Below are 25,154 nucleotides of genomic sequence, written 5' to 3' on the forward strand. Positions count from 1 at the left end.
ACGTTCACAGAAAGGACCTGCGGTGCGGAACGTCACCCCCCACGCAACGCCCCACCCGACGCCCCTGGACGACACCCCGGCAGACCTCGCCACCGCCCTGCGCACCGGCCCGTTCCACGTCGCCCTGCGCGCCGCCATCGCCGCCCGGCGCCTGCCCCTGCAACGGGTGCGCCACCATCTCGCACGCGCGGGCGTCCACGTCGGCGTGACCAGTCTGAGCTACTGGCAGCAGGGTGCGCGCCGCCCCCAGCGCGCCGAGTCGCTTCGGGCCGTACGCGCCCTGGAGGAGATCCTGCGGCTGCCGGAAGAATCACTCATCCGGCTTCTCGCCCAGGCAGAGGAGCGTATCAACGCCGAGCGCCCCGCCGCCCGTTCGTACCGCTCCCTGGTGGAGGCCTCCGACGTCCTGCAGTCGCTCCTCGCGGACCTGGAGTCCCCGCTCGACGGCGGTCTGCACACCGTCGGCCACCACGAGCGGATACGCATAGGCGCCCACCGTGAGCTCCTTGGCCGCGATTCCCAGCATGTCGTACGCGCCCACACGGACGGGATCGACCGCTATCTGGCCATCCACCACGGGGACCCCGGCTGCGCCCCGGAGCGGATGGAGGTGCGGGCCCTGGAGAACTGCCGCACCGGGCGGGTGCGCTGGCACCACGACACCGGTGTCCTGGTCGCGGAGCTGCTGTTCGACGCCCGGCTGCGCACGGGCGACACCCATCTGTTCTGCTACGGCTTCGAGGACGGCACGGCCGGGGTGAGTGCCGAGTACGTGCGCGGCTTCAGCTTCGCCGGCGGCCAGTACGCCCTCCAGGTCCGCTTCACCGAGGACACCCTGCCCGTGCGCTGCCACCGCTTCACGCAGCGGTCGGCGGCGGCGCCGCGCCTCGGCCTGCGGGAGCTGACGCTGAGCGGCAGCCATCGGTCGGTGCACCTCGTGGAGCCGCAGGTGCGGGCCGGGATCATCGGGATCGGGTGGGACTGGGAGTGACCCCGGGGCCCATCCGGGAGTGACCCCGGGGTCCGTCCGGGAGTGACCCCTCAGGCTCCCGGGCCCGCCACGATCTTGCCGCCCGCGACCTTCACCGGCAGCTCCTCCAGGGGCGTCACGGCGGGCTCGCGCAGCACCTTGCCGTTCCGCGCGTCGAACTGGCTGCCGTGGCACTGGCAGGTCAGCTTGGTGCCCTGAAGCTTCTCGATGGGGCACCGGGCGTGCGTGCAGATGCTGCTGAACGCCTTGTACTCGTCGTCGGCGATCCGGCTGACCACCACGTTCTCGTCCGGGTAGAGCTTCGATCCGCCCACCGGCACCTCGTCGGCCGCGCCCAGGTCCACCGGCTCGGTCGGCGCGGAACGACTGCCGCTGCCACCGGAGGAGCAGGCGGTGAGCCCGAGCCCGACGGCGGGGGCGAGGGCGGCCGCGCGCAGCACGGTGCGGCGGGCGGGGGACGTGCCGGGCATGAAGTCTCCACAGGTCAGGCTGGTTCGGCGACGAATCGACCCTACCGGTGGGAGATCGCGTGACCGGGTGGGGCACCGGGGTGCCCGAGTGCCGCCCGCATCGGTCGCGTCCGCCGGGTCTGGCTTTAGCCTGTCCGCAGGCGGAGGCCGGGGCTCCAGGACGTCTGGGCTCCGCCCGCGCCGGAACGCCCGACCGCCGGAGCCGTACGCCGGGAAGGAACCGTCAGTGATAGTCGTCGCAGGAGAGGCCCTCATCGACCTCGTGCCGCAGGACGGGCTGCGGGGCGCCCTGTCCGCCCTCGCGCCGCGCCTCGGCGGCGGGCCGTACAACACGGCGGTCGCGCTCGGCCGCCTCGGCTCCCCCACCGCCTTCTGCTCCCGGGTCTCGCTCGACGCGTTCGGCGAGGCGCTGCTCGGGGGCCTGCGGGCGGCGGACGTCGACGTGTCGTACGTCCAGCGCGGCCCCGAGCCGACGACCCTGGCCCTGACCTCGATCGACGGCGACGGCTCGGCCGCGTACTCCTTCTACGTGGACGGCACCGCCGACCGCCTGTTCGCCGTGCCACGCCGGGTCCCCGACGGTGTGCGGGCGATGTCCTTCGGGACCTGCTCGCTCGTCCTGGAGCCGGGCGCGAGCGCGTACGAGGAGCTGATGCGGCGCGAGGCGGCCCGCGGTGTCTTCACGGCGCTCGACCCCAACATCCGCCCGGGCCTGATCGCCGACGCGGACGCCTACCGCGCCCGGTTCAAGAGCTGGCTGCCGTCGGTGGCGCTCCTGAAGCTGTCCGAGGAGGACGCCCGGTGGCTGGGCGGCACGCCCGCGGAGTGGCTGGCGTCGGGACCGGCGGCCGTGGTGGTGACGCGGGGCGGCGACGGGCTCTCCGTCTTCACACGCGAGGGCGGCGAGGTCTCGGTGCCGGGCGTTCCGGTCGACGTCGTGGACACGATCGGCGCGGGCGACACGGTGAACGCGGCGCTGCTGCACTCCCTTGCCACGCGGGACGCCCTGTCCGCGCGGACGGCGGCGGGGCTCGGCGACGACGCCTGGGCGGAGGTGCTGCGGTTCGCGGCGCGCGCGGCGGCGGTCACCTGCTCGCGGGCGGGGGCGGAGCCGCCGTACGCACGGGAGTTGGACGGGGGCGCGGGGCGCTAGAGCCGGCTTCCGCGGACGCCGGGGCCGACCCCTGCGGACCGCTGCGCTCCGCGGGCGGGTCTCAGCCGCTGACCGCGCGCAGACCGCCCGGCCGGCGGCCGTTGAGCCGGTCGAGCGCCGCCGAGGTGGCGTCGTCGGCCGGGAGGTGGACGATCAGGCGCTGGCCGTCGACGTCGGGCAGCGCCAGCGTCTCGTACGCCAGCCGTAGCGCGCCCACCTGCGGGTGCGTCAGGCGCTCCACGCCGCTGCGGCGCGGCAGGCCCGGCACGGCCTCGACGCGGTCGGCGAACGGCGCCCCGGCGAGCACCGTCAACTCGTCGACGAACTGCACCGCATGGGGGTCGATCATCGGCGACTCGTTCCTGAGGTGCGCGATCTGCTCGTCGGCGACGCGGTCCCACTCGGGGAAGACCGTACGGGCCCGTTCGTCGGTGAAGACGAACCGCAGCAGGTTGGGCCGGTCGCCGTCGAGCAGGCCGAGGGGGCGCGCGATCTGCTCGTAGGCCGTCGTGTACGTGAGGACGTCGCTGAGCCGGTTGAGCAGCACCGCCGGGGTGGGTTCGAGGCGGTCGACCAGGGCGCGCACGGTGGGCCGCACGGACAGCGCCGGGGGCGGTGCGGCGGAGCAGCAGGGGTTGTCGGCGCCGTTGCTCGCCTTCTCCAGGCGGCGCAGGTGGACGCGCTCCTCGACGGTCAGGCGCAGGGTGTCCGCGAGCGAACCGAGCACGGACGGCGAGGGGTTGCGGTCGCGGCCCTGTTCCAGGCGGGTCAGGTACTCGACGCTGATGCCGGCGAGGGTGGCGACTTCGGAGCGGCGCAGTCCGGGGGTGCGGCGGCGCGGGCCGCTGGGCAGGCCCACTTCGGTGGGGGTGACGGCCTCGCGGCGGGCGCGGAGGAAGGCTCCCAGCTCGTTCTCGCTCACCGTTCGAACGTACCAGGGTGGCTCCTGGGACCGCCGCCCCTGATCGTGGCCCTGCCACTACCAGTCTCCGCCCGGCCTTCCTCGGCTGCGGCGGCCGCCGCAGAGTGGACGGCATGACCACCGAGACCCACACCACTGACGCTGCCACCCCCTCCGCCCTGCCGCTGCCGGCGGGCCGCTGGGCGCTTGACCCGCTGCACTCCGCCGTGAACTTCACCATCCGCCACCTGGGCATCTCCAAGGTGCGCGGCCGTTTCACCGAGTTCGACGCGGAGCTCGTGGTGGGCGAGACCCTCGCCGACACGACGGTGAGCGCCACCATCGCCCTCGCGTCGATCGACACCGGCAACCCGGACCGGGACGCGCACGTCCGCGCCTCCGACCTGCTCGACGTGGAGAAGCGTCCGACGATGGCGTTCCGCTCGGCCGGGATCTCCGGTTCGGGCGAGGACTGGACGATGGCGGGCGAGCTGACCATCGGCGATGTCACCCGCCCGGTGACGCTGGCCGTGGAGTTCGGCGGCCTCGGCGAATTCGGCGACACCCGGCACGCCGGTTTCGAGGCGACGGGCGAGATCCGCCGCAGCGAGTACGGCCTGACGTTCGCCCCCGGCATGCTCGGCGAGGCCGTGAAGATCCAGCTGGACATGCAGTTCCTGGAGCCGGGCAAGGGCGAGGCGTAGGGCTCCGCCCCGGGGACGGAGGTTCGGCTCGTCCCGGGGCCCAGGTGGGGCCGGGGCACAGCCCGTCCCGGAGTCCAGCCCGTCCCGGGGCTCAGCCCACGCCGGAGTCCAGCCCGCGCCGAAGTTCAGCTCGTCCCGAAGGCGCCGTGCCGTCCCGCTCCGGCGGCGAACCGCGCGGCGCCTTCCGATGCTTCGCCGAGGGCGTGCATGCCGTGGGCCAACTCGCCCGCCAGCGCCTGCTGTTCGGGCAGCCCGTGCTGTTCCCGGGCGGACAGCCGGTCGTGCCGCAGGCAGGTCTGGGGGAACGCGGCGATCTCGGCGGCGAGCTGCTCGGCCGCCGCGCGGGCGGTGCCGTTCGCCACGACGCGGTTGACCAGGCCCATGCCCAGCGCCTCGGCCGTGTCGACGGGGCGGCCGGTGAGGATGAGGTCCATGGCGCGCCCCTCCCCGATGATCCGGGGCAGCCGCACCGTCCCGCCGTCGATGAGCGGCACTCCCCAGCGGCGGCAGAACACCCCGAGCACGGCGTCGTCCTCGGCGACCCGGAGGTCGCACCAGAGGGCGAGTTCCAGACCGCCCGCGACGGCGTGCCCGGAGATCGCGGCGATGACGGGCTTGGACAGGCTGAGGCGCGTGGGCCCCATCGGCCCGTCGCTCTTCCCGTCGACCTCGGCGACCTCGTTCCCCGACGGCGTCCCCAGCGCCTTCAGATCGGCCCCCGCACAGAAGGTGCCCCCTTCGCCCCAGAGCACGGCGACCGACGCCTGCGGGTCGGCGTCGAAGTCCCGAAAGGCGTCGGCGAGGGCCCGCGCGGTGGGCCCGTCGACGGCGTTGCGCACGTCGGGCCGTGACAGGACGACCGTGGTGACGGCCCCTGCTCGTTCACTCCGCACGGACGGGACGGCTGCGGCTGACATCTCGGGCGCCTCCTGGTCACGGTGGTGCGTCGGGCGGTGGCTGCCTTGGACGGTACGCGAGGGCTGCCCTCGGCGGTATGCGAGTTGGGCGGGGGGAAGAGACGCCAGCGCGCCACCCCGCACAGGGGTGGCGCGCTGACGTGACGGCCCGTGGCCGTGGCCGGACGGACGCTCGGCCTCAGGCCTTGCGGGTCCGCGTCGCCGTCTTCTTCGCGGGTGCCTTCTTGGCCGTCGCCTTCTTGGTGGCGGCCTGCTTGGCGGTGGCCGTCTTCTTCGTGGCCGACGCCTTCGTGGGCTCCGACTTGGTGACCGTCGACTTGGTGACGGCGGTCTTCGTGGGGGCCGACTTGGAGGCCACCGTCTTCTTGGCGGTGGTCTTCTTGGTGCTCCGGCGGGCCGCGGGCACCGCCGCGTCGCTGATGCGGTCGGCGGCGATGATGTCGCGCAGGAACTTGCCGGTGTGGCTGGTCGGGACGCCGGCGACCTGCTCGGGGGTGCCTTCGGCGATGACGAGGCCGCCGCCGCTGCCGCCCTCCGGGCCCATGTCGACGACCCAGTCCGCGGTCTTGATCACGTCGAGGTTGTGCTCGATGACGATGACCGTGTTGCCCTTGTCGACCAGGCCGGACAGGACCGTGATCAGCTTGCTGATGTCTTCGAAGTGCAGACCGGTGGTCGGCTCGTCGAGGACGTAGACCGTGCGGCCCGTGGAGCGCTTCTGGAGCTCGCTGGCCAGCTTCACACGCTGGGCCTCGCCGCCGGAGAGGGTGGGCGCGGACTGGCCGAGCCGGACATAGCCGAGGCCCACGTCGTGGAGGGTCTTCAGGTGCCGGGCGATGCCGGGCACCGCTTCGAAGAAGTCGAGCGCCTCCTCGATGGGCATGTCGAGGACCTCGGCGATGGACTTGCCCTTGTAGTGCACGTCCAGGGTCTCGCGGTTGTACCGCGCGCCGTGGCAGACCTCGCAGGGGACGTACACATCCGGGAGGAAGTTCATCTCGATCTTGATGGTGCCGTCGCCGGAGCAGTTCTCGCAGCGGCCGCCCTTGACGTTGAAGGAGAAGCGTCCGGGGAGATAGCCCCTGACCTTCGCCTCCGTGGTCTCCGCGAAGAGCTTGCGGACGTGGTCGAAGACTCCGGTGTACGTCGCCGGGTTCGACCGGGGGGTGCGGCCGATGGGTGACTGGTCGACGTGCACGACCTTGTCGACGAGGTCGTCGCCCTCCACGCGCGTGTGGCGGCCGGGGACCGACCTGGCGCCGTTCAGCTCGCGGGCCAGGTGGGTGTAGAGGATGTCGTTGACCAGCGTGGACTTGCCGGACCCGGAGACGCCGGTGACGGCGGTGAGGACGCCGAGCGGGAAGGAGACGTCGATGTCCTGGAGGTTGTTCTCGCGGGCGCCGTGCACCGTCAGGCGGCGGGTGGGGTCGGCGGGGCGGCGGATGTCGGGGACGGGGATGGCCTTCTTGCCCGACAGGTACTGACCGGTGACCGACTTGTCGTTGGCGAGCAGTTCCTTGAGGGAGCCGCTGTGCACGACCTTGCCGCCGTGCTCGCCCGCGCCGGGGCCGATGTCCACGACCCAGTCGGCGACCTTGATGGTGTCCTCGTCGTGCTCGACGACGATCAGGGTGTTGCCCATGTCGCGCAGCCGGACCAGGGTCTCGATGAGGCGGTGGTTGTCGCGCTGGTGCAGGCCGATGGACGGCTCGTCCAGGACGTACAGCACGCCGACAAGACCGGAGCCGATCTGCGTGGCCAGGCGGATGCGCTGGGCCTCGCCGCCGGAGAGGGTGCCCGCGGCGCGGTTGAGCGAGAGGTAGTCCAGGCCGACGTCGACCAGGAAGCGCAGTCGTTCGTTGACCTCCTTCAGGACCCGCTCGGCGATCTTCTTGTCGCGGGCGTCGAGCCGCAGCTCGGCGAGGAAGTCCGCGCAGTCGCTGATCGACATCGCGGAGACCTCGGCGATGGACCGCCCCATGACCGTGACGGCGAGGACGATCGGCTTGAGGCGCGTGCCCTCACAGGTGGGGCAGGGCACCTCGCGCATATAGCCCTCGAAGCGCTCGCGGCTGGCGTCGCTCTCGGCCTCGCTGTGCCGCCGCTTGACGAAGGGCACGGCACCTTCGAAGGCGGTGGTGTAGACGCGCTCCCTGCCGTACCTGTTGCGGTAGCGCACTTCGATCTGGGTCTTGTGGCCGTGCAGCAGGGCCTTCTTGGCGCGCTGGGGCAGGCCCGCCCAGGGCATGTCCGTGGCGAAGCCGAGCGCGTCGGCGAGGGCGCCGACGAGGCGGCCGAAGTAGTCCTTGGTGTGGCCGTGGGACCAGGGGTGGATGGCGCCCTCGTCGAGCGACTTGTCCTCGTCCGGGACGATCAGCTCCGGGTCGACCTCCATGCGCGTGCCGATGCCGGTGCAGTCCGGGCAGGCGCCGAAGGGCGAGTTGAACGAGAAGGAGCGGGGCTCCAGCTCCTCGAAGGACAGGTCGTCGTACGGGCAGTAGAGGTGCTCCGAGTACATCCGCTCGCGCTCGGGGTCGTCCTCGGGGAGGTCGACGAAGTCCAGGACGACCATGCCGCCGGAGAGGCCGAGCGCGGTCTCCACGGAGTCGGTCAGGCGGCGCTTGGCGGAGTCCTTCACCGTGAGGCGGTCGACGACCACCTCGATGGTGTGCTTCTCCTGCTTCTTCAGCGTGGGCGGCTCGGAGAGCTGGATGGTCGCGCCGTCCACCCGGGCGCGGCTGTATCCCTTGGTCTGGAGGTCGGCGAAGAGGTCGACGAACTCGCCCTTGCGCTCGCGCACCAGCGGCGAGAGCACCTGGAAGCGGCTGCCCTCGGGCAGTTCGAGGACCTTGTCGACGATGGCCTGCGGGGACTGCCGGGAGATCGGGCGGCGGCACTCGGGGCAGTGCGGCTTGCCGATGCGCGCGAACAGCAGGCGCAGGTAGTCGTAGACCTCGGTGATGGTGCCGACCGTGGAGCGCGGGTTGCGCGAGGTCGACTTCTGGTCGATGGAGACCGCGGGGGACAGTCCCTCGATGAAGTCGACGTCCGGCTTGTCCATCTGGCCGAGGAACTGGCGGGCGTACGACGAGAGCGACTCGACGTAGCGCCGCTGACCCTCGGCGAAGATCGTGTCGAACGCGAGCGAGGACTTGCCGGACCCGGACAGACCGGTGAAGACGATGAGGGAGTCACGCGGGAGGTCGAGCGAGACGTTCTTGAGATTGTGCTCGCGCGCGCCACGGACGATGAGACGGTCGGCCACGCCGGTCCGCACCTTTCTTGAGAGAAGTGACAGGGGCGGGGCCCCCGTCGTTCACAGACTAGGGCGACCCACTGACAACGCCGGGCCGGATTCTCTGGTTCGCGAGACCCGGAGGTCGATGAAACCCGGACTACCAAGAATGCCCGATGCCGCAACCGACCTTATAGCACGGACATTCGATTTGCGGGCCTCGCCCACCGCCTTCACCCGAACGTGTGGCGGAGCTATCGTCGGGCCCATGATTGATCATGTGCGCGACCTGGCGTCTGTACGTGACGCGACCGAACGGCTGCTCGCCGCAGCCGCCGCATTGGACAACGTTTCGACGGCCGAGCCGTCACGGCTTCCCGGCTGGACGCGCGGCCACGTCCTCGCGCACGTCGCGCGGAACGCCGACGCCCTGGTGAACGTTCTGGCCGGGCGGCCCATGTACGTGAGCGGGGAGGCGCGGGACGCCGACATCGAGCGGGACGCTCCGCGTGCGCTGGAGGTGCAGCTCGCCGACCTGCGGGAGAGCGCGGCCCGGCTGGAGGCCCAGGCCGCGCTGCCCGCCGACTGGTCCCGCACCATCACGATGCGCAACGGTGTCACGGACTCGGCGTCCCGGGTGCCGTTCCGGCGCTGGGTCGAGCTGGAGCTGCACCACGTCGACCTCGGGATCGGCTACGAGCTGGAGGATGTGCCGGCCGACTTCCTGGAGCGCGAGATCGGCTTCCTCACCGACCGCTTCTCGGGCAACCCGGAGGTACCGCCGACGAGGGTCACCGACGGCACGCGCGCGTGGTCGACGGGCCGTGCCGCGGACAAGCCCGAGGTCACCGTGAGCGGCCCGGCTCCGGCGCTGGTCGGCTGGCTCGCAGGCCGCCGCGACCAGCACACGCTCACCGCCGAGCTGACCGTCGAAGGCGGCACCCTGCCCGCCCTCCCCCCGCTATAGGCTGAGTCGCATGACGTACAGCGGAGTGGTGAAGGTCGGCGGGCCCGCGGACGTGCACGAGCTGCAGGACCTGATGATCTCGAAGGTCGCGGTCGGCCCGATGGACAACAACGCCTACCTGCTGCGCTGTCGGGCCACCGACGAGCAGCTCCTGATCGACGCGGCGAACGACCCGCAGACGGTGCTGAGCCTCATCGGTGACGACGGCGTCAAGGCCGTCGTCACGACCCACCAGCACGGCGACCACTGGCAGGCCCTCGAGGAGGTCGTCGCGGCGACCGGCGCGCGCACGTACGCGGGCCGCGAGGACGCCGAGGGCATCCCGACGCCGACGGACGTCCTCGTCGACGACGGCGACACCATCACCTTCGGCCGGATCTCGCTGACCGCCCGGCACCTCGTGGGCCACACCCCGGGCTCGATCGCCCTCGTCTACGACGACCCGCACGGCCACCCGCACGTCTTCACCGGCGACTGCCTCTTCCCCGGAGGCGTCGGCAACACCTGGGAGGACCCGGAGCGGTTCGCGAGCCTCATCGAGGGCGTCGAGACGAAGATCTTCGGCACGCTTCCCGACGAGACGTGGGTCTACCCGGGCCACGGCAAGGACACCACGCTGGGCGCGGAGCGCCCGCACCTCGCGGAGTGGCGCGCACGCGGCTGGTGACCCCGCTGGGGCGGGCCTAGCCCCGCCCCAGCAGCGCCGCCACCCGCTCCACCCCGAACACGTACCCCTGCACGCCGCAGCCCGCGATGACGCCGTCGGCGCGCTGCGAGACGTACGAGTGGTGCCGGAACGACTCACGCTGGTGGATGTTGGAGATGTGGACCTCCACCACCGGCATGCCGTCGCACGTGTTGAGCGCGTCCAGGATGGCGACCGACGTGTGCGAGTACGCGGCCGGGTTGATGACGATGCCCGCGTGGTGCTCGCGCGCCTCGTGGATCCAGTCGACCAGCTCGCCCTCGTGGTTGGACTGCCGCAGGTCGACCGTCCCGCCGTGCGCCGCGGCCGCCTTGGCGCACATCGCCTCGACGTCGGCGAGCGTGTCGGTGCCGTAGATCTCCGGCTGCCGACGACCCAGGAGGTTCAGGTTGGGCCCGTTCAGGATCAGGACCGGGGCGGTGGCGAGAGTGTGGGGCACAGGGACCTCCGTGCGTCGGACTGCTGCTCCCAGACGGTTTATCACGGCGCGGGCGCGGTGACCCGGGCCGTACGCTGCCGGGCATGACACCACCCGGCCGCCCGCACCCGCCGATCTATCCGCCGAAGCCCTCCCCGGGCGACCGCGTCGCCGTCGTGTCGCCCGCGGCCGGACTGCCGGAGCTCTTCCCGCTCCCCTACGAACTGGGCCTGCGGCGGCTGCGGACGGACTTCCTCCTGGAGCCCGTGGAGTATCCGACGACACGCAGGATGGGCGCATCGCCGCAGCAGCGGGCCGACGACCTGCACGCCGCGTTCACCGATCCGCAGATCAAGGCGATCATCGCGAGCATCGGCGGCGACGACCAGATCACCGTGCTGCCGTTCCTCGACCGGGAGTTGATCCGGGCGCACCCCAAGCCGTTCTTCGGGTTCAGCGACAACACCAACCTGCACGCCTTCCTGTGGCAGACCGGCGTCGTCAGCTTCCACGGGGCGTCGGTGATGTGCGAGCTGGGGCGACCGGGGGCCATGGCCGCCCCGACCGCCGACTCGCTGCGCGCCGCCCTGTTCACGCCCGGCCCCTACGAGCTGCGCCCCGCCGAGCGTTTCCGTGACATCGACGGCTCCTGGGACGACCCGGCGGCCCTCGCCGTGGAACCGCCGACGGAGCCGGGCGAGGGCTGGAGCTGGCATCTGCCGGAGGGCGCCGAGCGGGTCGTGGAGGGGCGCTCCTGGGGCGGCTGCCTGGAGGTCCTTGCCGGGCTCCTGATGGCCGACCGCGAGATCGCCGACCCCGCCGCGTACGACGGGCACGTGCTGTTCCTGGAGACGACGGAGCAACTCCCCTCCCCCGCCGAGGTCTTCCGGATCCTGCGCGCCATGGGCGAGCGCGGACTGCTCGCACGCTTCGCCGCGCTGATCATGGGCCGCGCCAAGCGCTGGAGCCTCGACCGCCCCAACGGCCCCGAGGAGCGCGTCCGTTACGCCCGCGAGCAGCGCGAAGCCGTACTGGACGCGCTCTTGGCGTACGCGCCCGCCACCATGGCCGTCTTCGACGTGGACCTCGGGCACACGGATCCGCAGTACGTGATCCCGTACGGCGGCACCGTGCGGGTGGACGGCGACGAGCGGCGGATCACGGTCACGTACTGACCACGCGCGCGTGCGGGACGTCGGCATCCTCGGGCGGGGCGCGCCGCCGGGCCTTCCGGCGCGCCCTCGGACTCCCGCACGCCCCCGTAACCGCCCGTCACACCGGGTAGTTGACGCACCGTGCACAACAGTGACTCTCCGTCAGAATCCCAGGCCACGGCCCAGCCCACAGCACCGTCCACGCCCAAGTCCGCACCCCGGCCCACGCCCCCTTCGCTGCCTCGGCTCGCCGCCGCGTCGCTCGCCGGGACGGCCATCGAGTTCTACGACTTCTTCATCTACGGCACCGCGGCGGCCCTCGTCCTCGGGCCGCTGTTCTTTCCGACGTTCTCCCCGCTGGCGGGAACTCTCGCGGCGTTCGCGACATTCGGAGTGGGCTTCGTGGCCCGGCCGCTCGGCTCCGTGCTCTTCGGGCACCTCGGAGACCGGCGCGGCCGACGGCCCGTCCTGGTGATCTCGCTGCTCTTGACGGGCCTCGCCACCGTCGCCGTGGGCTGCGTACCGACGTACGAGACGATCGGTGTGGCCGCCCCCGTGCTGCTGCTCGTGCTGCGTTTCGTGCAGGGTGTGGGGCTCGGCGGCGAGTGGGGCGGTGCGGTGCTGCTGACCGCCGAGCACGCGCCGCCCGAACGGCGCGCGCTGTGGGCGAGCTTCCCGCAGGTCGGGCCCGCGATCGGGTTCCTGCTGGCCAACGGCGTGACGCTGGCGCTGTCCGCGACCCTGACGGAGGCGCAGTTCGCCTCCTGGGGGTGGCGCATCCCGTTCTGGGGAGCGGGGGTGCTCGCCGTGGCGGGGATCGCGCTGCGCGCCTCGCTCACGGAGAGCCCGGACTTCCTCCAGGTCCGCGAGCACGCGCGCGTGCCGCTCGTCGAGGTGGCGCGCGGACACTGGCGGCTCGTGCTGCTCACGGCGGGCGCGCTCGCCGTCGGGTACGCGGTGTTCTACGCCGTCACGACGTGGTCGCTGTCGTACGGCGTGGAGCACCTCGGTGTCAGCCGTACCGTCATGCTGGCGTGCATCATGGCCGCTGTCGTCGTCAAGGGCGCGCTGACGCCCGTGGCGGCCGTCCTGGGCGACCGGTACGGAAGGCGGCCGATGTGTCTGGTGGGGTGCACGGCGATCGCCCTGTGGATGTTCCCGATGGTCGCCCTCCTGGCCACGGGCGAGCCGCTCCTGATGTTCCTGGGCTTCCTGGTGGCGCTGCTCGCGTTCGTCACGATGTTCTCCGTGATCGCCGCGTATCTGCCGGAGCTGTACGAGCCGCGGGTGCGCTGCACGGGGGCGGCGGTGGGCTACAACCTGGCCGGTGTCCTCGGCGGGGCGCTCACGCCGATGGTGGCGACCGCGGCGGCGAACGGTGAGGGCACTCCATGGGGTGTGGCCGCGTATCTGACGGCCGTGGCGGTGCTGAGTCTCGGGTGCTTCGCGCTGCTTCCGGAGACGCGGCCCGTGCGCGAGGAGGCGGTGGTGCCGGCCACGGGGTGATCCCGGGGCCGGCACCGTCGCTCCCGCGCGTCAGGGATTGACCGCGAGCTCCAGGTACGCCGCGAACAGCACCAGGTGCACACCGCCCTGCAGGGGCGTCGCGCGGCCGGGCACGACCGTGAGGGTGCCGACGAGGACGGTAAGCACGAGGAGCACCATGTGGGTCGAGCTGAGGCCGAGCACGAGCGGCCCGGACAGCCACACGGAGGCGATGGCGACGGCGGGGATGGTCAGGCCGATGCTGGCCATCGCCGAGCCCAGGGCCAGGTTCAGGCTGGTCTGGACACGGTTGCGGCGGGCCGCGCGCACGGCCGCGATGGTCTCGGGGAGCAGCACGAGCAGCGCGATGATCACGCCGACGACGGCGTGCGGCAGACCGGCCGACTCGACGCCCGACTCGATGGTGGGCGACACGCCCTTGGCGAGCCCGACGACGCCGATGAGGGCGAGCGCGAGCAGGCCGAGACTGATCAGGGCGGTGCGGGCGGAGGGGCCTTCGGCGTGGTCGTCCTCGTCGACGACCGCTCCCTCCTTGGTGACCGGCAGGAAGTAGTCGCGGTGCCGCACGGTCTGCGTCGCGACGAACAGGCCGTACAGGACGAGGGACGACAGGGCGGCGAAGGTGAGCTGCGCCGTGGAGAACTCCGGTCCGGGCTTGGACGTCGTGAACGTCGGCAGGACCAGGCTGAGCGTGGCCAGGGTGGCGACGGTCGCGAGCGCGGCGCCGGTGCCCTCGGAGTTGAAGACGGCGACGCGGTGGCGCAGGGCGCCGGTCAGCAGGCAGAGGCCGAGTATGCCGTTGCAGGTGATCATCACGGCGGCGAAGACGGTGTCGCGGGCCAGCGTGGAGCTCTTGTCGCCGCCGTCGACCATGAGGGTGACGATGAGGGCGACCTCGATGATGGTGACCGCGACGGCCAGGACGAGGGAGCCGAAGGGTTCGCCGACGCGGTGCGCGATGACCTCGGCGTGGTGGACCGCGGCGAGCACCGCTCCGGCCAGTACCGCCGTCACCAGGCCGACGACCACGCCCGGAAGGTCGCGCCCCCAGGTGAGGGCGAGGAGGACGATTCCGAGCACGGGCACGGCGGTCGTCCACCGTGCGGCGAGTGCCCGGAGCTTAGGGATCATGTTTTCGATGCTGCCCCGCTCACGGGAGGGCCGCGACTTCATAGGTTCCTTTCATGCGGAAGCGGTGCACGGTCGAGGACCGTGTACCGCTCCGGGGTGGTTCTTCACACAGCCGCCACCGTCACGCCTCGATGCTGTCCTTCTGGACGTCGTCCTTGCCGGACCCGTCGCCGCTGCCGGCCTCGGCGGCGTCGCGCTCCGCCTGCTTCTTGGAGGCCATGAGGCTGGTGATCGTCGTGATGATCAGGACACCGCAGATGACGCCGAGCGAGACCGGGATGGAGATCTCGGGGACGTGCACGCCGTTCTCGTGCAGGGCGTGCAGCACGAGCTTCACACCGATGAAGCCGAGGATCACCGACAGGCCGTAGCTCAGGTGGACCAGCTTCTTGAGCAGTCCGCCGATGAGGAAGTACAGCTGCCGCAGACCCATCAGGGCGAAGGCGTTGGCGGTGAAGACGATGTACGGGTCCTGGGTGAGGCCGAAGATCGCCGGGATGGAGTCCATGGCGAACAGGACGTCGGTGGTGCCGATGGCGAGCATGACGACCATGAGGGGCGTCATGATCTTCTTGCCGTTCTTCCGGATGAAGAGCTTCGTGCCCTCGTACCGGTCGGAGACGCCGAACTTCTTCTCGATGGACTTCAGGAGGCGGTTCTCCTCCCAGTCCTCTTCCTCCTCGTCGGCACGCGCCTCCTGGATGAGCTTCCAGGCGGTGTAGATCAGGAACGCGCCGAAGATGTAGAAGACCCAGGAGAAGTTGGCGATGACCGCGGCGCCGGCGGCGATGAAGATCGCTCGCAGGACCAGGGCGATCAGCACACCGAACAGCAGCACGCGCTGCTGGAGGTGAGAGGGCACCGAGAACTTCGCCATGATCAGGATGAAGACGAAGAGGTTGTCGACGGAGAGCGACTTCTCCGTGATGAAGCCCGCGAAGAACTCGCCGGACGCCTGCGTCTCGCCCGCGAACAGCAGGCCGAGGCCGAAGAGCACGGCGAGGATGATCCAGACGATCGTCCAGATTCCGGCTTCCTTGATCGACACGTCATGGGGCTTGCGCCCGATGAAGAAGTCGACCGCGATCAGGGCACACAGACCGAGAACGGTCGTCACCCACAAGGTCATAGAAACGTCCACTGCGCCTCCGGCGTCGTACGGCTACTGATCAGCGTCGTCGCTGCCGGAGGTCTCTTCCACCCGGGCGCTGTCCGCGCGCCCCGGTCCGACGCCCCGGGACCGATGGCGGTCCGTATTGACGGGTACGTCTCGTCTGGGAGTACTCCCCTCCGCACGGAGAAGAGTACGCGAAAGACCAAGGTTAGGTAAAGGGACCGGCAAACGAGCACCAAATGACCAGCTCAGAGGGGTGCGTGGGCACCCGTCAGTCTCTAGGTCGACTTGGCGGCGCCGGCACGGGAGGGGCCGGTGGGACATTTGTCGACTTGGTGACGCGAGGTCGTGCGGATGCGCGGAAGCCCGCGTCCGAGCCCTCGACGGGCGGCTCGGACGCGCGGTGGCGGCTCAGCGGCTCCCGGTGCGGCGGGCCGCGCCCACGCGGTCGAGGACGTGGCCGATGACCTGGCTGCCGGGCGGGGCGAGCGAGGGTTCGTACGTCCACGCGTGACCCACCCACGGGTCCGCGAGGTGGTCCTCAGGGACCGGGGTGAGGCGCAGCAGGGCCCGCCACAGCGGGTCGAGGAGCGGGCCGTACTCCGAGGCGTCCTCGCGGTCGGCGACCAGCATCAGGTGCACGCCGACGGCGGGGCCCTCGTCCGCGAGGTAGCGCAGCCGGGTCACGGCGCGGTCGTCGAAGCCGTGCGGGAAGTCGTTGACGATCAGGAGGTGCTCGCCGGTGTCCAGGTCCTGCGGCAGCGCGTCGGCCATGCCGCCGCGGACCGCCATCTGGACGAGGTCCACGCGCTGGGTGAGCCGTGTGAGCACGGCGGCGGCGCCCGCGGCGCCGGTCGCGGGCGGCTCGTCCAGGACCCCGGCGCTCACCAGCGGGGCGAACGCGCTCCTGCCGCTGCCCGCGGCGTCGATGATGTGCACGGTGAACGCGCCGGGCGGATACGAGGCGAGCAGCCGCGCGGCGTGCGCGACGGCGCTGTCCAGGGCGAGGCGGCGCAGCTGGTCGGCGTCCGCGAGGGAGTCCGTGCCGGAGCGGCCGCTGTCGATCCACAGGCCGCGCTCCAGGGGCAGCCGGACGAGCATGGGGATGCGCAGCTCGGGGCGCTCGGGCAGATGGAGGCCGCCGAGGCGCAGGGCCATGGGGATCTCCATGGGCGCGCGGTACCCCTGCCAGACCGGGCTCGACCAGTCGGCGAACGCCGGGGGCAGGGCCGGCTCGACGACCTCCGCCTCGGTGGCGAGCTGGGCGAGGTCCCGGTCGAGGGCGGCCCTGGCCTGGTCGACGAGGTCGCCGTGGCGGGCGCGGGCGGCCTCGCGCGCGGCGTCGCCGGTGCCGCCGATGCGGCTGCGCGGGTCGGAGAGGACCTTGTCCAGCTCCTGCTCCATGCGGGACTCGGCGAAGTCCACCGCGCTGCGGTACGCCGAGGCGGAGCGGGCCAGGTCCTCGAACATGCCCCACACCTGGTTGTACAGACGCTCCTCCATGGACCAGCCCGTGGCGTCGCCCGCGACGGGGCGGGCGGGCTGCCCGGGTGCGGCGGGCGGCGCGGTGGGCGGGGGCGGCGGGGGCGCGCTGGTCTGACGGCGCGGGTGGGTGTAGTTCACGGGGCCGCCGTCGCCGGGCTGCGGGGGCGGGGTGGCGTCGCCGGCCGCGGGCGCGACGGGCTGCGGGGGCTGGCCGCCGTCGGCGGGCGCGGGGGTGACGGCCTGGGAGGTGGTGTCGGGGCCCGGCTCGGGTGCCGTGGGCTGGCGGCCGGGGCTCGTGTGGCCCTGGGCGGCGGCGCGCACGCGGGTCTCGTCCGTCGGGCGGGGCGGGGGCGCGGCCACCGAGCGGGCGAGGCCGCGCGCCACCGCGTCGTTGATGGCGGTCGCGAGCTCCTGGGCCTCGGGCAGGCCCTGGTCGGCGAGCATGTCGGCGAGTCCGCCGGCGTAGCCCTGGCCGACCGCGCGCACCTTCCAGACGTCCTGCTTGCGATACAGCTCCAGGGCGACGACGGCGGACTCGGCGGACAGGTCCGTGATCGTGTAGCTGGCGATCTCGGTGCCGTCGAGTCCGGTGACGGCCACGAAGGGCGCGGCGACGGCGCCGAAGGTGACCGGGCCCGCGACGCCGACGGGCAGCGCGAGCAGCACGTTGACCTGGTGCGCGCCGTCCGGCAGCGCGCCCAGGTCGACGGCGAGGCGGTGGTCGGCGGCCGCCTGCCGGGACACTTCGAGTCCGGGCAGGGTGGGGGCACCGGGGTGGGCGACCCAGGAGGTGCCGCGCACCTTGCGCCGGTCGTCGCAGAGGGTGGCGCCGGCGACGATCGGCTTTCCGGCCGACACCCGGATCTCTAGGCGGGTGCCGGGAACCGGATGGTTCTGCCCCCTGACCAGCTCGGCGGTCATCGCGTTCGTTCCCCCTTGGTGTAGGCCCCCTCACCGGGCCTGTGTGCGGACTGCCGTCTGGGCGGTGGTGCTCGACCGGGCGGTGGTGCGGTGATGCTCAGAGGTGCGGCAGGATCGACGGCATCAGGTCCTGGAAGGTGCGGCCGTTGGCGGGGTTGCCGAGGGCGGTCATCTGCCAGCCGGAGCCCGCGCGGTTGACCTTGGCCATGATCTGGGCGGTGTACTGGCCGCCGCCGTCGAGGGTGTAGCGGGCCAGTTCCTGGCCGTTGGTCTCGTCGACCAGACGGCAGAACGCGTTCTGCACTTCCTGGAAGGTCTGGCCGGTGAAGGAGTTCACCGTGAAGACGATCTGGTCGATGTGGACCGGGACGCGCTGCAGGTCGACGAGGATGGCCTCGTCGTCGCCGCCCTGTCCGACGCCGCCGACCAGGTTGTCGCCGGTGTGCCGCACGGAGCCGTCGTCGCTGACGAGGTGCCGGAAGAACACCACGTCGACGGGCTGCTTGTCGGCGAACAGGACGGCCGACGCGTCGAGGTCGATCTCACGCGTGCGGGTGCCGAACAGGCCGCGCCGCGGGGCCGCCTGCCAGCCCAGTCCCATGCGCACCGACGTCAGAGCGCCCCCGTCGTCCTTCTGCAGGCTGATGGCCTGGCCCTTGGTCATGTTGACCGTCACGCGCTGTCCCCTTCTCGAACTGCCCTGGGCAACCGCCCGCTGCGGGCGGTTGCCCATCACCCTATGCAGCCCTGTCCACCGCGCCGCACCCTGCCGGGCACTTTGTGTCGGTGTTGCAACACTGCGCTACGCCTGGCCTGCCTCCTTCATCTGCCGCAGTTCCTTCTTCATCTCCGACACCTCGTCGCGCAGGCGTGCCGCGATCTCGAACTGCAGGTCCGCGGCGGCGGCGCGCATCCGCGCGGTCATCTCCTCGATCTGCTCGGCCAGTTCGGCGGCGGGCCGGTCCGTGGGCACCGTCTGCGCGGCCTTGCCCTTGGCGGCCTTCCCCGCCGTCCCCGCCTTCGCGCCCTTGGCGGCGGCCGCGCCGCCCGCCGTGCCGAGCGACGGCACCGGGGCCTTGGCGTTCTTGCCGTCCTTCGACTTGCGGTAGTCGGTGCCGAGGAGTTGCTCCGTGTCGACCTCTTCGCGCGCGATGGCCGACACGATGTCGTTGATCTTCTTGCGGAGGGGCTGCGGGTCGATGCCCTTCTCCTTGTTGTACGCGATCTGCTTCTCCCGGCGGCGGTTGGTCTCCTCGATGGCCTTCTCCATCGCCGGGGTGATCTTGTCGGCGTACATGTGGACCTGGCCCGAGACGTTGCGCGCCGCGCGGCCGATCGTCTGGATCAGGGAGGTGCCGGAGCGCAGGAAGCCCTCCTTGTCGGCGTCCAGGATCGCCACGAGGGAGACCTCGGGCAGGTCCAGGCCCTCCCGGAGGAGGTTGATGCCGACCAGGACGTCGTACTCACCGGCGCGCAGCTCGCGCAGGAGCTCGACGCGGCGCAGGGTGTCGACGTCGCTGTGCAGATAGCGGACCTGGATGCCCAGTTCCAGGAAGTAGTCCGTGAGGTCCTCGGCCATCTTCTTGGTGAGGGTGGTGACCAGGACGCGCTCGTCCTTCTCGGTGCGCTTGCGGATCTCGTGCACCAAGTCGTCGATCTGCCCCTCGGTGGGCTTGACGACGACTTCGGGGTCGACGAGGCCGGTGGGGCGGATGATCTGCTCCACTGCGCCGTCGGAGCGGGAGAGTTCGTACGCCCCCGGGGTCGCCGACAGATAGACGGTCTGGCCGATGCGCTGCTGGAACTCCTCCCACTTCAGCGGGCGGTTGTCGAGCGCGGACGGCAGCCGGAAGCCGTGGTCCACGAGGGTGCGCTTGCGGGAGGCGTCGCCCTCGTACATCGCGCCGATCTGCGGGACCGTGACGTGCGACTCGTCGAGGACGAGCAGGAAGTCGTCCGGGAAGTAGTCGAGGAGGGTGTGCGGCGGGGTGCCGGGGCCGCGGTCGTCGAAGTGCATCGAGTAGTTCTCGACGCCGGAGCAGGAGCCGATCTGGCGGAGCATCTCCAGGTCGTACGTCGTGCGCATGCGCAGCCGCTGGGCCTCCAGCATCTTGCCCTGCTTCTCCAGCTCCGCGAGGCGCTCGGCGAGCTCCTTCTCGATGCCGTTGATCGCCTTCTCCATGCGCTCGGGGCCCGCTACGTAGTGGGACGCCGGGAAGACGTACAGGTGGTCGTCGTCGCTGATGACCTCGCCGGTCAGCGGGTGCAGCGTGGAGAGCGCCTCGATCTCGTCGCCGAACATCTCGATGCGCACGGCCAGTTCCTCGTACACCGGGAAGATCTCGATGGTGTCGCCGCGGACCCGGAAGGTGCCGCGGGTGAAGGCGAGGTCGTTGCGGGTGTACTGGATGTCGACGAAGCGGCGCAGGAGCTGGTCGCGGTCGATCTCGTCGCCGACCTTGAGCGGGACCATCCGGTCCACGTACTCCTGCGGGGTGCCGAGGCCGTAGATGCAGGAGACGGAGGCGACCACGATGACGTCGCGGCGGGTGAGCAGGGAGTTCGTCGCGGAGTGGCGCAGGCGCTCGACCTCCTCGTTGATCGAGGAGTCCTTCTCGATGTACGTGTCCGACTGGGGGACGTACGCCTCGGGCTGGTAGTAGTCGTAGTACGAGACGAAGTACTCGACGGCGTTGTTCGGCAGGAGCTCGCGGAACTCGTTGGCCAGCTGGGCGGCCAGCGTCTTGTTCGGCGCCATCACGAGCGTGGGGCGCTGGAGCTTCTCGATCATCCACGCGGTGGTGGCCGACTTGCCGGTGCCGGTGGCGCCGAGCAGGACGACGTCCTTCTCGCCCGCGCGGATGCGCTTCTCCAGGTCGGCGATAGCCGTCGGCTGGTCGCCACTGGGCTGGTACGGGCTGACGACCTCGAAAGGTGCCACCGTGCGTTCGATCTTCGATACGGGCCGCATGGAACCCACCGTACGACCCCCCACTGACAACGCCCCCGCGCTCACCACTTCTGCGGTGTCCGCGCCCCCGTTCTGCGGCGGATCCTGCGGCCGGGGCGCGACCCCGGGCGACGGGTGACGTGCCCGAGCTGGCGGTCGCCGGAGCGGGGCACGGGGTAGGAGGCGCCGCGCGGGCGGGCCGCCGCGGCCTTCAGGTCGGCCTTGCCCAGCATCATCAGCGGGTCGAACATCACGATGACACCGGCGAGCAGCAGGAAGGCGAGCGGGCCGACCATGAGGGGGGCGAGGATCTCGGGGGACGAGTCGCCGGGCGGCGCGGTGGAGCGGCTGTGCAGGTGGACGGTGACGGCGGCCATCCCGGTGTAGTGCATGCCGCTGACGGCGAGGCCCATGACGAGGCTGGCGCCGAGGCTCCACAGGAAGCCCCTGATCTGGCCCGCGGCCCACAGGGCGGCGATGGCGGCGACGACGGCGATCACCACGGAGGCGGCGACGGTCAGGGTGTTGTACTGGAGCCTGCCGCCGAGGCGCATGCCGGCCATCCCCAGGTAGTGCATCGAGGCGATGCCGAGCCCCGTGATGGTGCCTCCGGTGAAGAGCGCCGCTCCGCTGGCGCCGCGGTAGCCGACGATGAAGATCCCGACGCCGACCATGACGATGGCGACGGCCAGGCTCGCGAAGGTCGTCACCCGGTCGTAGTGGATCGGCGTCCCCTCGACGCTGAAGCCCATCATCGCGATGAAGTGCATGGTCCAGATGCCGGACCCGATGGCGGCCGAGCCGAGCGCGAGCCAGCCGGGCCGCCAGGAGTGCGCGACCAGGAGTGACCGCGTGGTGCAGCGCAGGCCGAGCGCGCCGCCCAGACAGGCCATCAGATAGGCGATCACCGGCGTGACGAATCCGTAGCTGAAGCCGTCGACCGTGCCCTCCATGAGCGGTAGCCCTTCCGCCTGTCGTACCTGGATGTCCCGGATCGCCCCGTCTGCTCTGACCGACGGCCAGGTGACGGGCCGTCGGCTGAGGTGAGAGTAGGGCTCAGCCGTGAACGCACGACCGATTTTCCGGCAAAGAAGCACGGGTTCCACGCCTGGGGTCCCCACTTGGGAGGCCGGTGTTCAACGTGTGGCCATCCTGTACCTGTCTGTAGTTGGCCGTGCACTGTCATTCTCAACCGAACCGTGAGCTCATGACGCGAGGAGAACCCGTGCACGCACGCGCCGCAGCCGCCACGACCGCAGCTCTCCTGGGAACAGGAGCACTCGTCCTCCCCTCCACCGCCAGCGCCCAGGCACCCGCCGACACCGCCGTCGTCTCCGCCTCCGCCGCGCACAAGAACCCCACAGTCGTGGCCCACCGCGGAGCTTCCGCGTACGTCCCCGAGAACACGCTCGCCGCGATCGACAAGGCCGCCCGCATGGGCTTCCGCTGGGTCGAGAACGACGTCCAGCGCACCAAGGACGGCGTGCTCGTGATCGTGCACGACGACAGCCTGAAGCGGACGACGAACGTCGAGGAGGTCTTCCCCCACCGCGCCCCGTGGAAGGTGAAGGATTTCACCGCGGCGGAGATCGCCAAGCTGGACGCGGGCAGCTGGTTCGGAGAGAAGTACAAGGGCGCGCGCGTGCCGACGCTCACGCAGTACATGAACCGCGTCTCGCGCAACCACCAGAGCCTCGTCCTGGAGATCAAGAAGCCCGAGCTGTATCCCGGCATCGAGCGGGACACCCTGCGGGTGCTGCGCAAGACCGGCTGGCTGGACCGCGACCACGTGAAGAACAAGCTGGTCGTCCAGAGCTTCAGCGCGGACAGCATCAAGAAGGTGCACGCCCAGCGGCCCGACATCAAGACCGGCTTCCTGGGCACGCCCGCGACCGCCGACCTCCCGGCATACGCGAAGTTCGCGGACCAGATCAACTCGACGCACACGTCCATCTCCGCCGGCTACGTCTCCGCGATCCACCGCCTCAAGGGCGCGCACGGCAAGCGCCTGGAGATCTTCACGTGGACCGTGGACGAGGCCGCCGCCGCGCGGCGGGTCGCGGGCTTCGGCGTGAACGGCATCATCACCAACAAGCCCGACGTGGTGCGCAGGGCGATCAACGACTGACGTCGACCGGCATCGAGCGGTATCGAGCGAGCGGTATCGAGCGGTATCGACTGACACAACGGCCGGCCGCACGGCCGACGGCAGACCTCTCGCCTGCCGGGCGCCGCGGGACCACTCGTCCTGCGGCGTTGTCAGTGCCCGGACGTACCGTGGTTTCCATGAACGCCATGGGGCACAACGAGCAGGACCCGGACGAGCGTCGGGAGCCGGACGCGCGGTCCGGCGCCGTATGGGCCGTCGTCGGGAGCGACATCGGTCCGCTGCTGCTCGCGGCGACCGACGCGGGCCTGGTCACGGTCGTCTTCCATGCCACGGACGACGTGCGCGACAAGGCCCTGGAGCGCCTCGGCTCCCGGCTGGGCGCCGAGCCGGTCGAGGACCCGGACTCACCGCTGCTCGCCGAGCCCATACGCCAGCTGCGGGCGTACTTCGCCGGACAGCGGCGCGACTTCGAGCTGCCGCTGGACTGGTCGCTGATCTCCGGCTTCAACCGCCAGGTGCTGCGCGAGCTGGCGGCGGGCGTGCCGTTCGGGACGGTCGTGGGGTACGGAGACCTGGCCCGCCGCGTCGGCCAGCCCGGCGCGGCCCAGGCCGTGGGTATGGCGATGGGCGCCAATCCCCTGCCGGTCGTGGTGCCCTGCCACCGGGTGGTGGAGAGCGACGGCGGCATCGGCGGGTTCGGCGGCGGCCTGGAGACGAAGCGGCGGTTGCTCGCGCTGGAGGGGGTGCTGCCCGAGCCGCTGTTCTGAGGCGGCCCGCCGATCTGAGGCGGTCGGCCGATCTGAGGCGGTCGGCTGTTCTGTGGCAGTCCGCGGACGTGTTTCCCTCCCGTACCGCATGTACATGAACACCACCTGTCCTGACACACTTCCGACGTGGTCATATCCCCCTCACCCTCGTCCTCGCCGTCCCCCGTCACCGTCGAGCAACTGCCTGCGCTGCGGCGGCGGATCACGGCGGTCCTGATCGCGAGCCAGATCCTCGGCGGGCTCGGCGTGGCCGTCGGCATCGCACTGGCCGCCGTGCTCGCCAAGGAGGTCAGCGGCACGGAGTCGCTGTCCGGGCTCGCGCCCACCGCGACCGTCGCCGGGACGGCGCTGCTCTCGGTGCCGCTTGCGGCGCTGATGACCGCGCGGGGCCGCCGCCCCGGTCTCGTACTGGCGTATCTCATCGGCGCGTTGGGCGCGACCGTGGTGGTCGTGGCCGCGGCCGTCGAGAACTTCCCGCTGCTCCTGGTGGGCATGGCCGGGTTCGGCGCGGCGTCGTCGGCCAACCTGCAGGCGCGGTTCGCGGCGGCCGACCTCGCCGAGCCGGGGGCCAGGGCGCGCGCCATCTCCAACGTCGTGTGGGCCACGACGATCGGCGCGGTCCTCGGGCCCAACATCGCGGCGCCCGCGGGCCGCAGCGTCTCGGGGATCGGCATCCCGAAGGAGGCGGGGCCCTTCGTGTGGGCCGCCGGGATCTTCCTGATCTCGGCGGTCGTGGTGGCGCTGCTGCTTCGCCCCGATCCGCTGCTCACCGCCCGCGCGCTGGAGCCCGCCGACGACCAGAGCGCGGCGGGCCGATCGCTGCGGGCGGGGTTCGCCGCCGTGGCCGCGTCGCCGCAGGCGCGACTCGCGCTGGTGACGGTCGCCATCGCGCACACCGCCATGGTGTCGATCATGTCGATGACGCCGGTCGACCTCGGTCACCACGGCGCGAGCATCGATCTGATCGGCCTGGTCATCAGCGGGCACATCGCGGGCATGTACGCGTTCTCGCCGGTGATGGGGCGGCTCGCGGACCGGATCGGGCGGCTCGCCGTCATCGCCCTCTCGGTCAGCCTGCTCGCCTGCGCGGCGCTGCTCTCGGGGACCGCGGGGAGCAACCACGGGCAGACGGCGGCGGGCCTGTTCGTGCTCGGCCTCGGCTGGTCGGCGGGGCTCGTCGCGGGATCCGCGCTGCTCACCGACTCCGTGCCGCAGCCCGCGCGCGCCGCAGCCCAGGGCCTCTCGGACCTCACCATGAACACGGCGGCGGGAGTCGGCGGCGCGTTGGCGGGCCTGATCGTCGCGCGGGCGAGCTACGGCTGGCTCAACCTGATCGCGGCGCTCCTGCTGCTGCCGCTGGCGGCGTTCGCGCTGTTCACGCGCGGCCCCGGCCGCACAGACGTGGAGACCGCGGCCGGGGTTGAGGCCGGAACCGAGGTCGGTGCCGGGGACGGGACCGGGGCCCGGGCCGAGGACGGGACGGGGACCAGGGCCGGGGCCGGGATCGTGGCCGAGGACGTACCGAAGGACTGACCCCGACCCGGCACGCGGGCT

21 protein-coding genes are annotated in these 25,154 nt (G+C 71.6%); 10 read left to right on the forward strand and 11 right to left on the reverse strand.

Features of this window, described 5'->3' with window-relative positions; all coding sequences use genetic code 11:
- Positions 1-22: 22 nt before the first annotated feature.
- Positions 23-991 (forward strand): hypothetical protein, encoded by a 969-nt coding sequence (locus OO63_RS20015; RefSeq protein ID WP_030358795.1) that lies wholly within the window; start codon positions 23-25, stop codon positions 989-991.
- Positions 992-1,041: 50 nt separating this feature from the next.
- Here the strand turns inward: OO63_RS20015 and OO63_RS20020 are convergent, their stop codons facing one another.
- Entirely contained in the window at positions 1,042-1,461 is a 420-nt protein-coding gene (locus OO63_RS20020; protein WP_030358794.1) for a Rieske (2Fe-2S) protein, read from the reverse strand.
- 226 nt (positions 1,462-1,687) lie between these two features.
- On the opposite strand from OO63_RS20020, the gene OO63_RS20025 reads away from it, so the two are divergent.
- Positions 1,688-2,614 (forward strand): carbohydrate kinase family protein, encoded by a 927-nt coding sequence (locus OO63_RS20025; RefSeq protein WP_030358793.1) that lies wholly within the window; start codon positions 1,688-1,690, stop codon positions 2,612-2,614.
- Positions 2,615-2,675: 61 nt separating this feature from the next.
- Here OO63_RS20025 and OO63_RS20030 read toward each other — a convergent pair whose 3' ends face one another.
- Positions 2,676-3,536, reverse strand: a complete 861-nt coding sequence (locus OO63_RS20030; RefSeq protein ID WP_030358792.1) for a helix-turn-helix transcriptional regulator — start codon at positions 3,534-3,536, stop codon at positions 2,676-2,678.
- Between the two features lie 113 nt (positions 3,537-3,649).
- Between OO63_RS20030 and OO63_RS20035 the strand changes: the two genes are divergently transcribed.
- Positions 3,650-4,219, forward strand: coding sequence for a YceI family protein (locus tag OO63_RS20035; protein ID WP_030358791.1), 570 nt, complete (start codon positions 3,650-3,652; stop codon positions 4,217-4,219).
- A gap of 125 nt (positions 4,220-4,344) precedes the next feature.
- Here OO63_RS20035 and OO63_RS20040 read toward each other — a convergent pair whose 3' ends face one another.
- Both OO63_RS20040 and uvrA read right to left on the reverse strand, forming a co-directional pair.
- On the reverse strand, positions 4,345-5,136 hold the full coding sequence (locus OO63_RS20040) for a crotonase/enoyl-CoA hydratase family protein (protein WP_030358790.1): 792 nt from the start codon (positions 5,134-5,136) through the stop codon (positions 4,345-4,347).
- A 178-nt stretch (positions 5,137-5,314) separates the two neighbouring features.
- A complete protein-coding gene (gene uvrA, locus OO63_RS20045; protein ID WP_030358789.1) occupies positions 5,315-8,401 on the reverse strand; it encodes an excinuclease ABC subunit UvrA in 3,087 nt (1,028 codons plus the stop codon).
- 238 nt (positions 8,402-8,639) lie between these two features.
- Here uvrA and OO63_RS20050 point away from each other — a divergent pair, with 238 nt between their 5' ends.
- Both OO63_RS20050 and OO63_RS20055 read left to right on the forward strand, forming a co-directional pair.
- Positions 8,640-9,338, forward strand: coding sequence for a maleylpyruvate isomerase family mycothiol-dependent enzyme (locus OO63_RS20050; protein ID WP_030358788.1), 699 nt, complete (start codon positions 8,640-8,642; stop codon positions 9,336-9,338).
- A gap of 10 nt (positions 9,339-9,348) precedes the next feature.
- Positions 9,349-10,005, forward strand: coding sequence for an MBL fold metallo-hydrolase (locus tag OO63_RS20055; protein ID WP_030358787.1), 657 nt, complete (start codon positions 9,349-9,351; stop codon positions 10,003-10,005).
- A 16-nt stretch (positions 10,006-10,021) separates the two neighbouring features.
- Here OO63_RS20055 and aroQ read toward each other — a convergent pair whose 3' ends face one another.
- The gene (aroQ, locus tag OO63_RS20060; protein WP_030358786.1) at positions 10,022-10,483 is read right to left on the reverse strand and encodes a type II 3-dehydroquinate dehydratase; all 462 of its coding nucleotides are present in this window, start codon (positions 10,481-10,483) and stop codon (positions 10,022-10,024) included.
- A gap of 83 nt (positions 10,484-10,566) precedes the next feature.
- Here aroQ and OO63_RS20065 point away from each other — a divergent pair, with 83 nt between their 5' ends.
- Together OO63_RS20065 and OO63_RS20070 are read left to right on the forward strand one after the other, a co-directional pair.
- Positions 10,567-11,637, forward strand: a complete 1,071-nt coding sequence (locus OO63_RS20065; protein ID WP_030358785.1) for a S66 family peptidase — start codon at positions 10,567-10,569, stop codon at positions 11,635-11,637.
- 216 nt (positions 11,638-11,853) lie between these two features.
- A complete protein-coding gene (locus OO63_RS20070) occupies positions 11,854-13,122 on the forward strand; it encodes an MFS transporter (protein WP_030358784.1) in 1,269 nt (422 codons plus the stop codon).
- Positions 13,123-13,152: 30 nt separating this feature from the next.
- Here OO63_RS20070 and OO63_RS20075 read toward each other — a convergent pair whose 3' ends face one another.
- The 6 genes from OO63_RS20075 to OO63_RS20100 form a co-directional block, all read right to left on the reverse strand.
- A complete protein-coding gene (locus OO63_RS20075) occupies positions 13,153-14,253 on the reverse strand; it encodes a calcium:cation antiporter (RefSeq protein WP_030358783.1) in 1,101 nt (366 codons plus the stop codon).
- A 121-nt stretch (positions 14,254-14,374) separates the two neighbouring features.
- A complete protein-coding gene (locus tag OO63_RS20080) occupies positions 14,375-15,394 on the reverse strand; it encodes a TerC family protein (protein ID WP_030358782.1) in 1,020 nt (339 codons plus the stop codon).
- Positions 15,395-15,778: 384 nt separating this feature from the next.
- Positions 15,779-17,773: a TerD family protein gene (locus OO63_RS20085; RefSeq protein WP_030358781.1), complete on the reverse strand. Its 1,995-nt coding sequence runs from the start codon at positions 17,771-17,773 to the stop codon at positions 15,779-15,781.
- 97 nt (positions 17,774-17,870) lie between these two features.
- Positions 17,871-18,449 carry a TerD family protein gene (locus OO63_RS20090; protein ID WP_030358780.1) on the reverse strand — a complete coding sequence of 193 codons (579 nt, stop codon included), beginning with the start codon at positions 18,447-18,449 and terminating at the stop codon, positions 17,871-17,873.
- 126 nt (positions 18,450-18,575) lie between these two features.
- Positions 18,576-20,744, reverse strand: coding sequence for an excinuclease ABC subunit UvrB (gene uvrB, locus OO63_RS20095; RefSeq protein WP_030358779.1), 2,169 nt, complete (start codon positions 20,742-20,744; stop codon positions 18,576-18,578).
- A 41-nt stretch (positions 20,745-20,785) separates the two neighbouring features.
- Positions 20,786-21,676 carry an MHYT domain-containing protein gene (locus OO63_RS20100; RefSeq protein ID WP_030358778.1) on the reverse strand — a complete coding sequence of 297 codons (891 nt, stop codon included), beginning with the start codon at positions 21,674-21,676 and terminating at the stop codon, positions 20,786-20,788.
- Between the two features lie 272 nt (positions 21,677-21,948).
- On the opposite strand from OO63_RS20100, the gene OO63_RS20105 reads away from it, so the two are divergent.
- From OO63_RS20105 to OO63_RS20115, 3 genes are all read left to right on the forward strand, one after another.
- Positions 21,949-22,851, forward strand: coding sequence for a glycerophosphodiester phosphodiesterase (locus OO63_RS20105; RefSeq protein ID WP_030358777.1), 903 nt, complete (start codon positions 21,949-21,951; stop codon positions 22,849-22,851).
- Positions 22,852-23,018: 167 nt separating this feature from the next.
- The gene (locus tag OO63_RS20110) at positions 23,019-23,600 is read left to right on the forward strand and encodes a methylated-DNA--[protein]-cysteine S-methyltransferase (protein WP_051811009.1); all 582 of its coding nucleotides are present in this window, start codon (positions 23,019-23,021) and stop codon (positions 23,598-23,600) included.
- A 132-nt stretch (positions 23,601-23,732) separates the two neighbouring features.
- Positions 23,733-25,133, forward strand: a complete 1,401-nt coding sequence (locus OO63_RS20115) for an MFS transporter (protein WP_078619244.1) — start codon at positions 23,733-23,735, stop codon at positions 25,131-25,133.
- Positions 25,134-25,154: the final 21 nt, after the last annotated feature.

The organism is Streptomyces alboflavus (assembly GCF_000716675.1).
GTDB classification, from domain to species: domain Bacteria; phylum Actinomycetota; class Actinomycetes; order Streptomycetales; family Streptomycetaceae; genus Streptomyces; species Streptomyces alboflavus.

Coding starts and splice junctions, on each gene's coding strand:
- OO63_RS20075 (WP_030358783.1), bottom strand. CDS start 14,253: ATGATCCCTAAGCTCCGGGCACTCGCCGCACGGTGGACGACCGCCGTG.
- OO63_RS20065 (WP_030358785.1), top strand. CDS start 10,567: ATGACACCACCCGGCCGCCCGCACCCGCCGATCTATCCGCCGAAGCCC.
- OO63_RS20040 (WP_030358790.1), bottom strand. CDS start 5,136: ATGTCAGCCGCAGCCGTCCCGTCCGTGCGGAGTGAACGAGCAGGGGCC.
- OO63_RS20020 (WP_030358794.1), bottom strand. CDS start 1,461: ATGCCCGGCACGTCCCCCGCCCGCCGCACCGTGCTGCGCGCGGCCGCC.
- OO63_RS20110 (WP_051811009.1), top strand. CDS start 23,019: ATGGGGCACAACGAGCAGGACCCGGACGAGCGTCGGGAGCCGGACGCG.
- OO63_RS20035 (WP_030358791.1), top strand. CDS start 3,650: ATGACCACCGAGACCCACACCACTGACGCTGCCACCCCCTCCGCCCTG.
- OO63_RS20050 (WP_030358788.1), top strand. CDS start 8,640: ATGATTGATCATGTGCGCGACCTGGCGTCTGTACGTGACGCGACCGAA.
- OO63_RS20085 (WP_030358781.1), bottom strand. CDS start 17,773: ATGACCGCCGAGCTGGTCAGGGGGCAGAACCATCCGGTTCCCGGCACC.
- OO63_RS20100 (WP_030358778.1), bottom strand. CDS start 21,676: ATGGAGGGCACGGTCGACGGCTTCAGCTACGGATTCGTCACGCCGGTG.
- OO63_RS20055 (WP_030358787.1), top strand. CDS start 9,349: ATGACGTACAGCGGAGTGGTGAAGGTCGGCGGGCCCGCGGACGTGCAC.
- uvrB (WP_030358779.1), bottom strand. CDS start 20,744: ATGCGGCCCGTATCGAAGATCGAACGCACGGTGGCACCTTTCGAGGTC.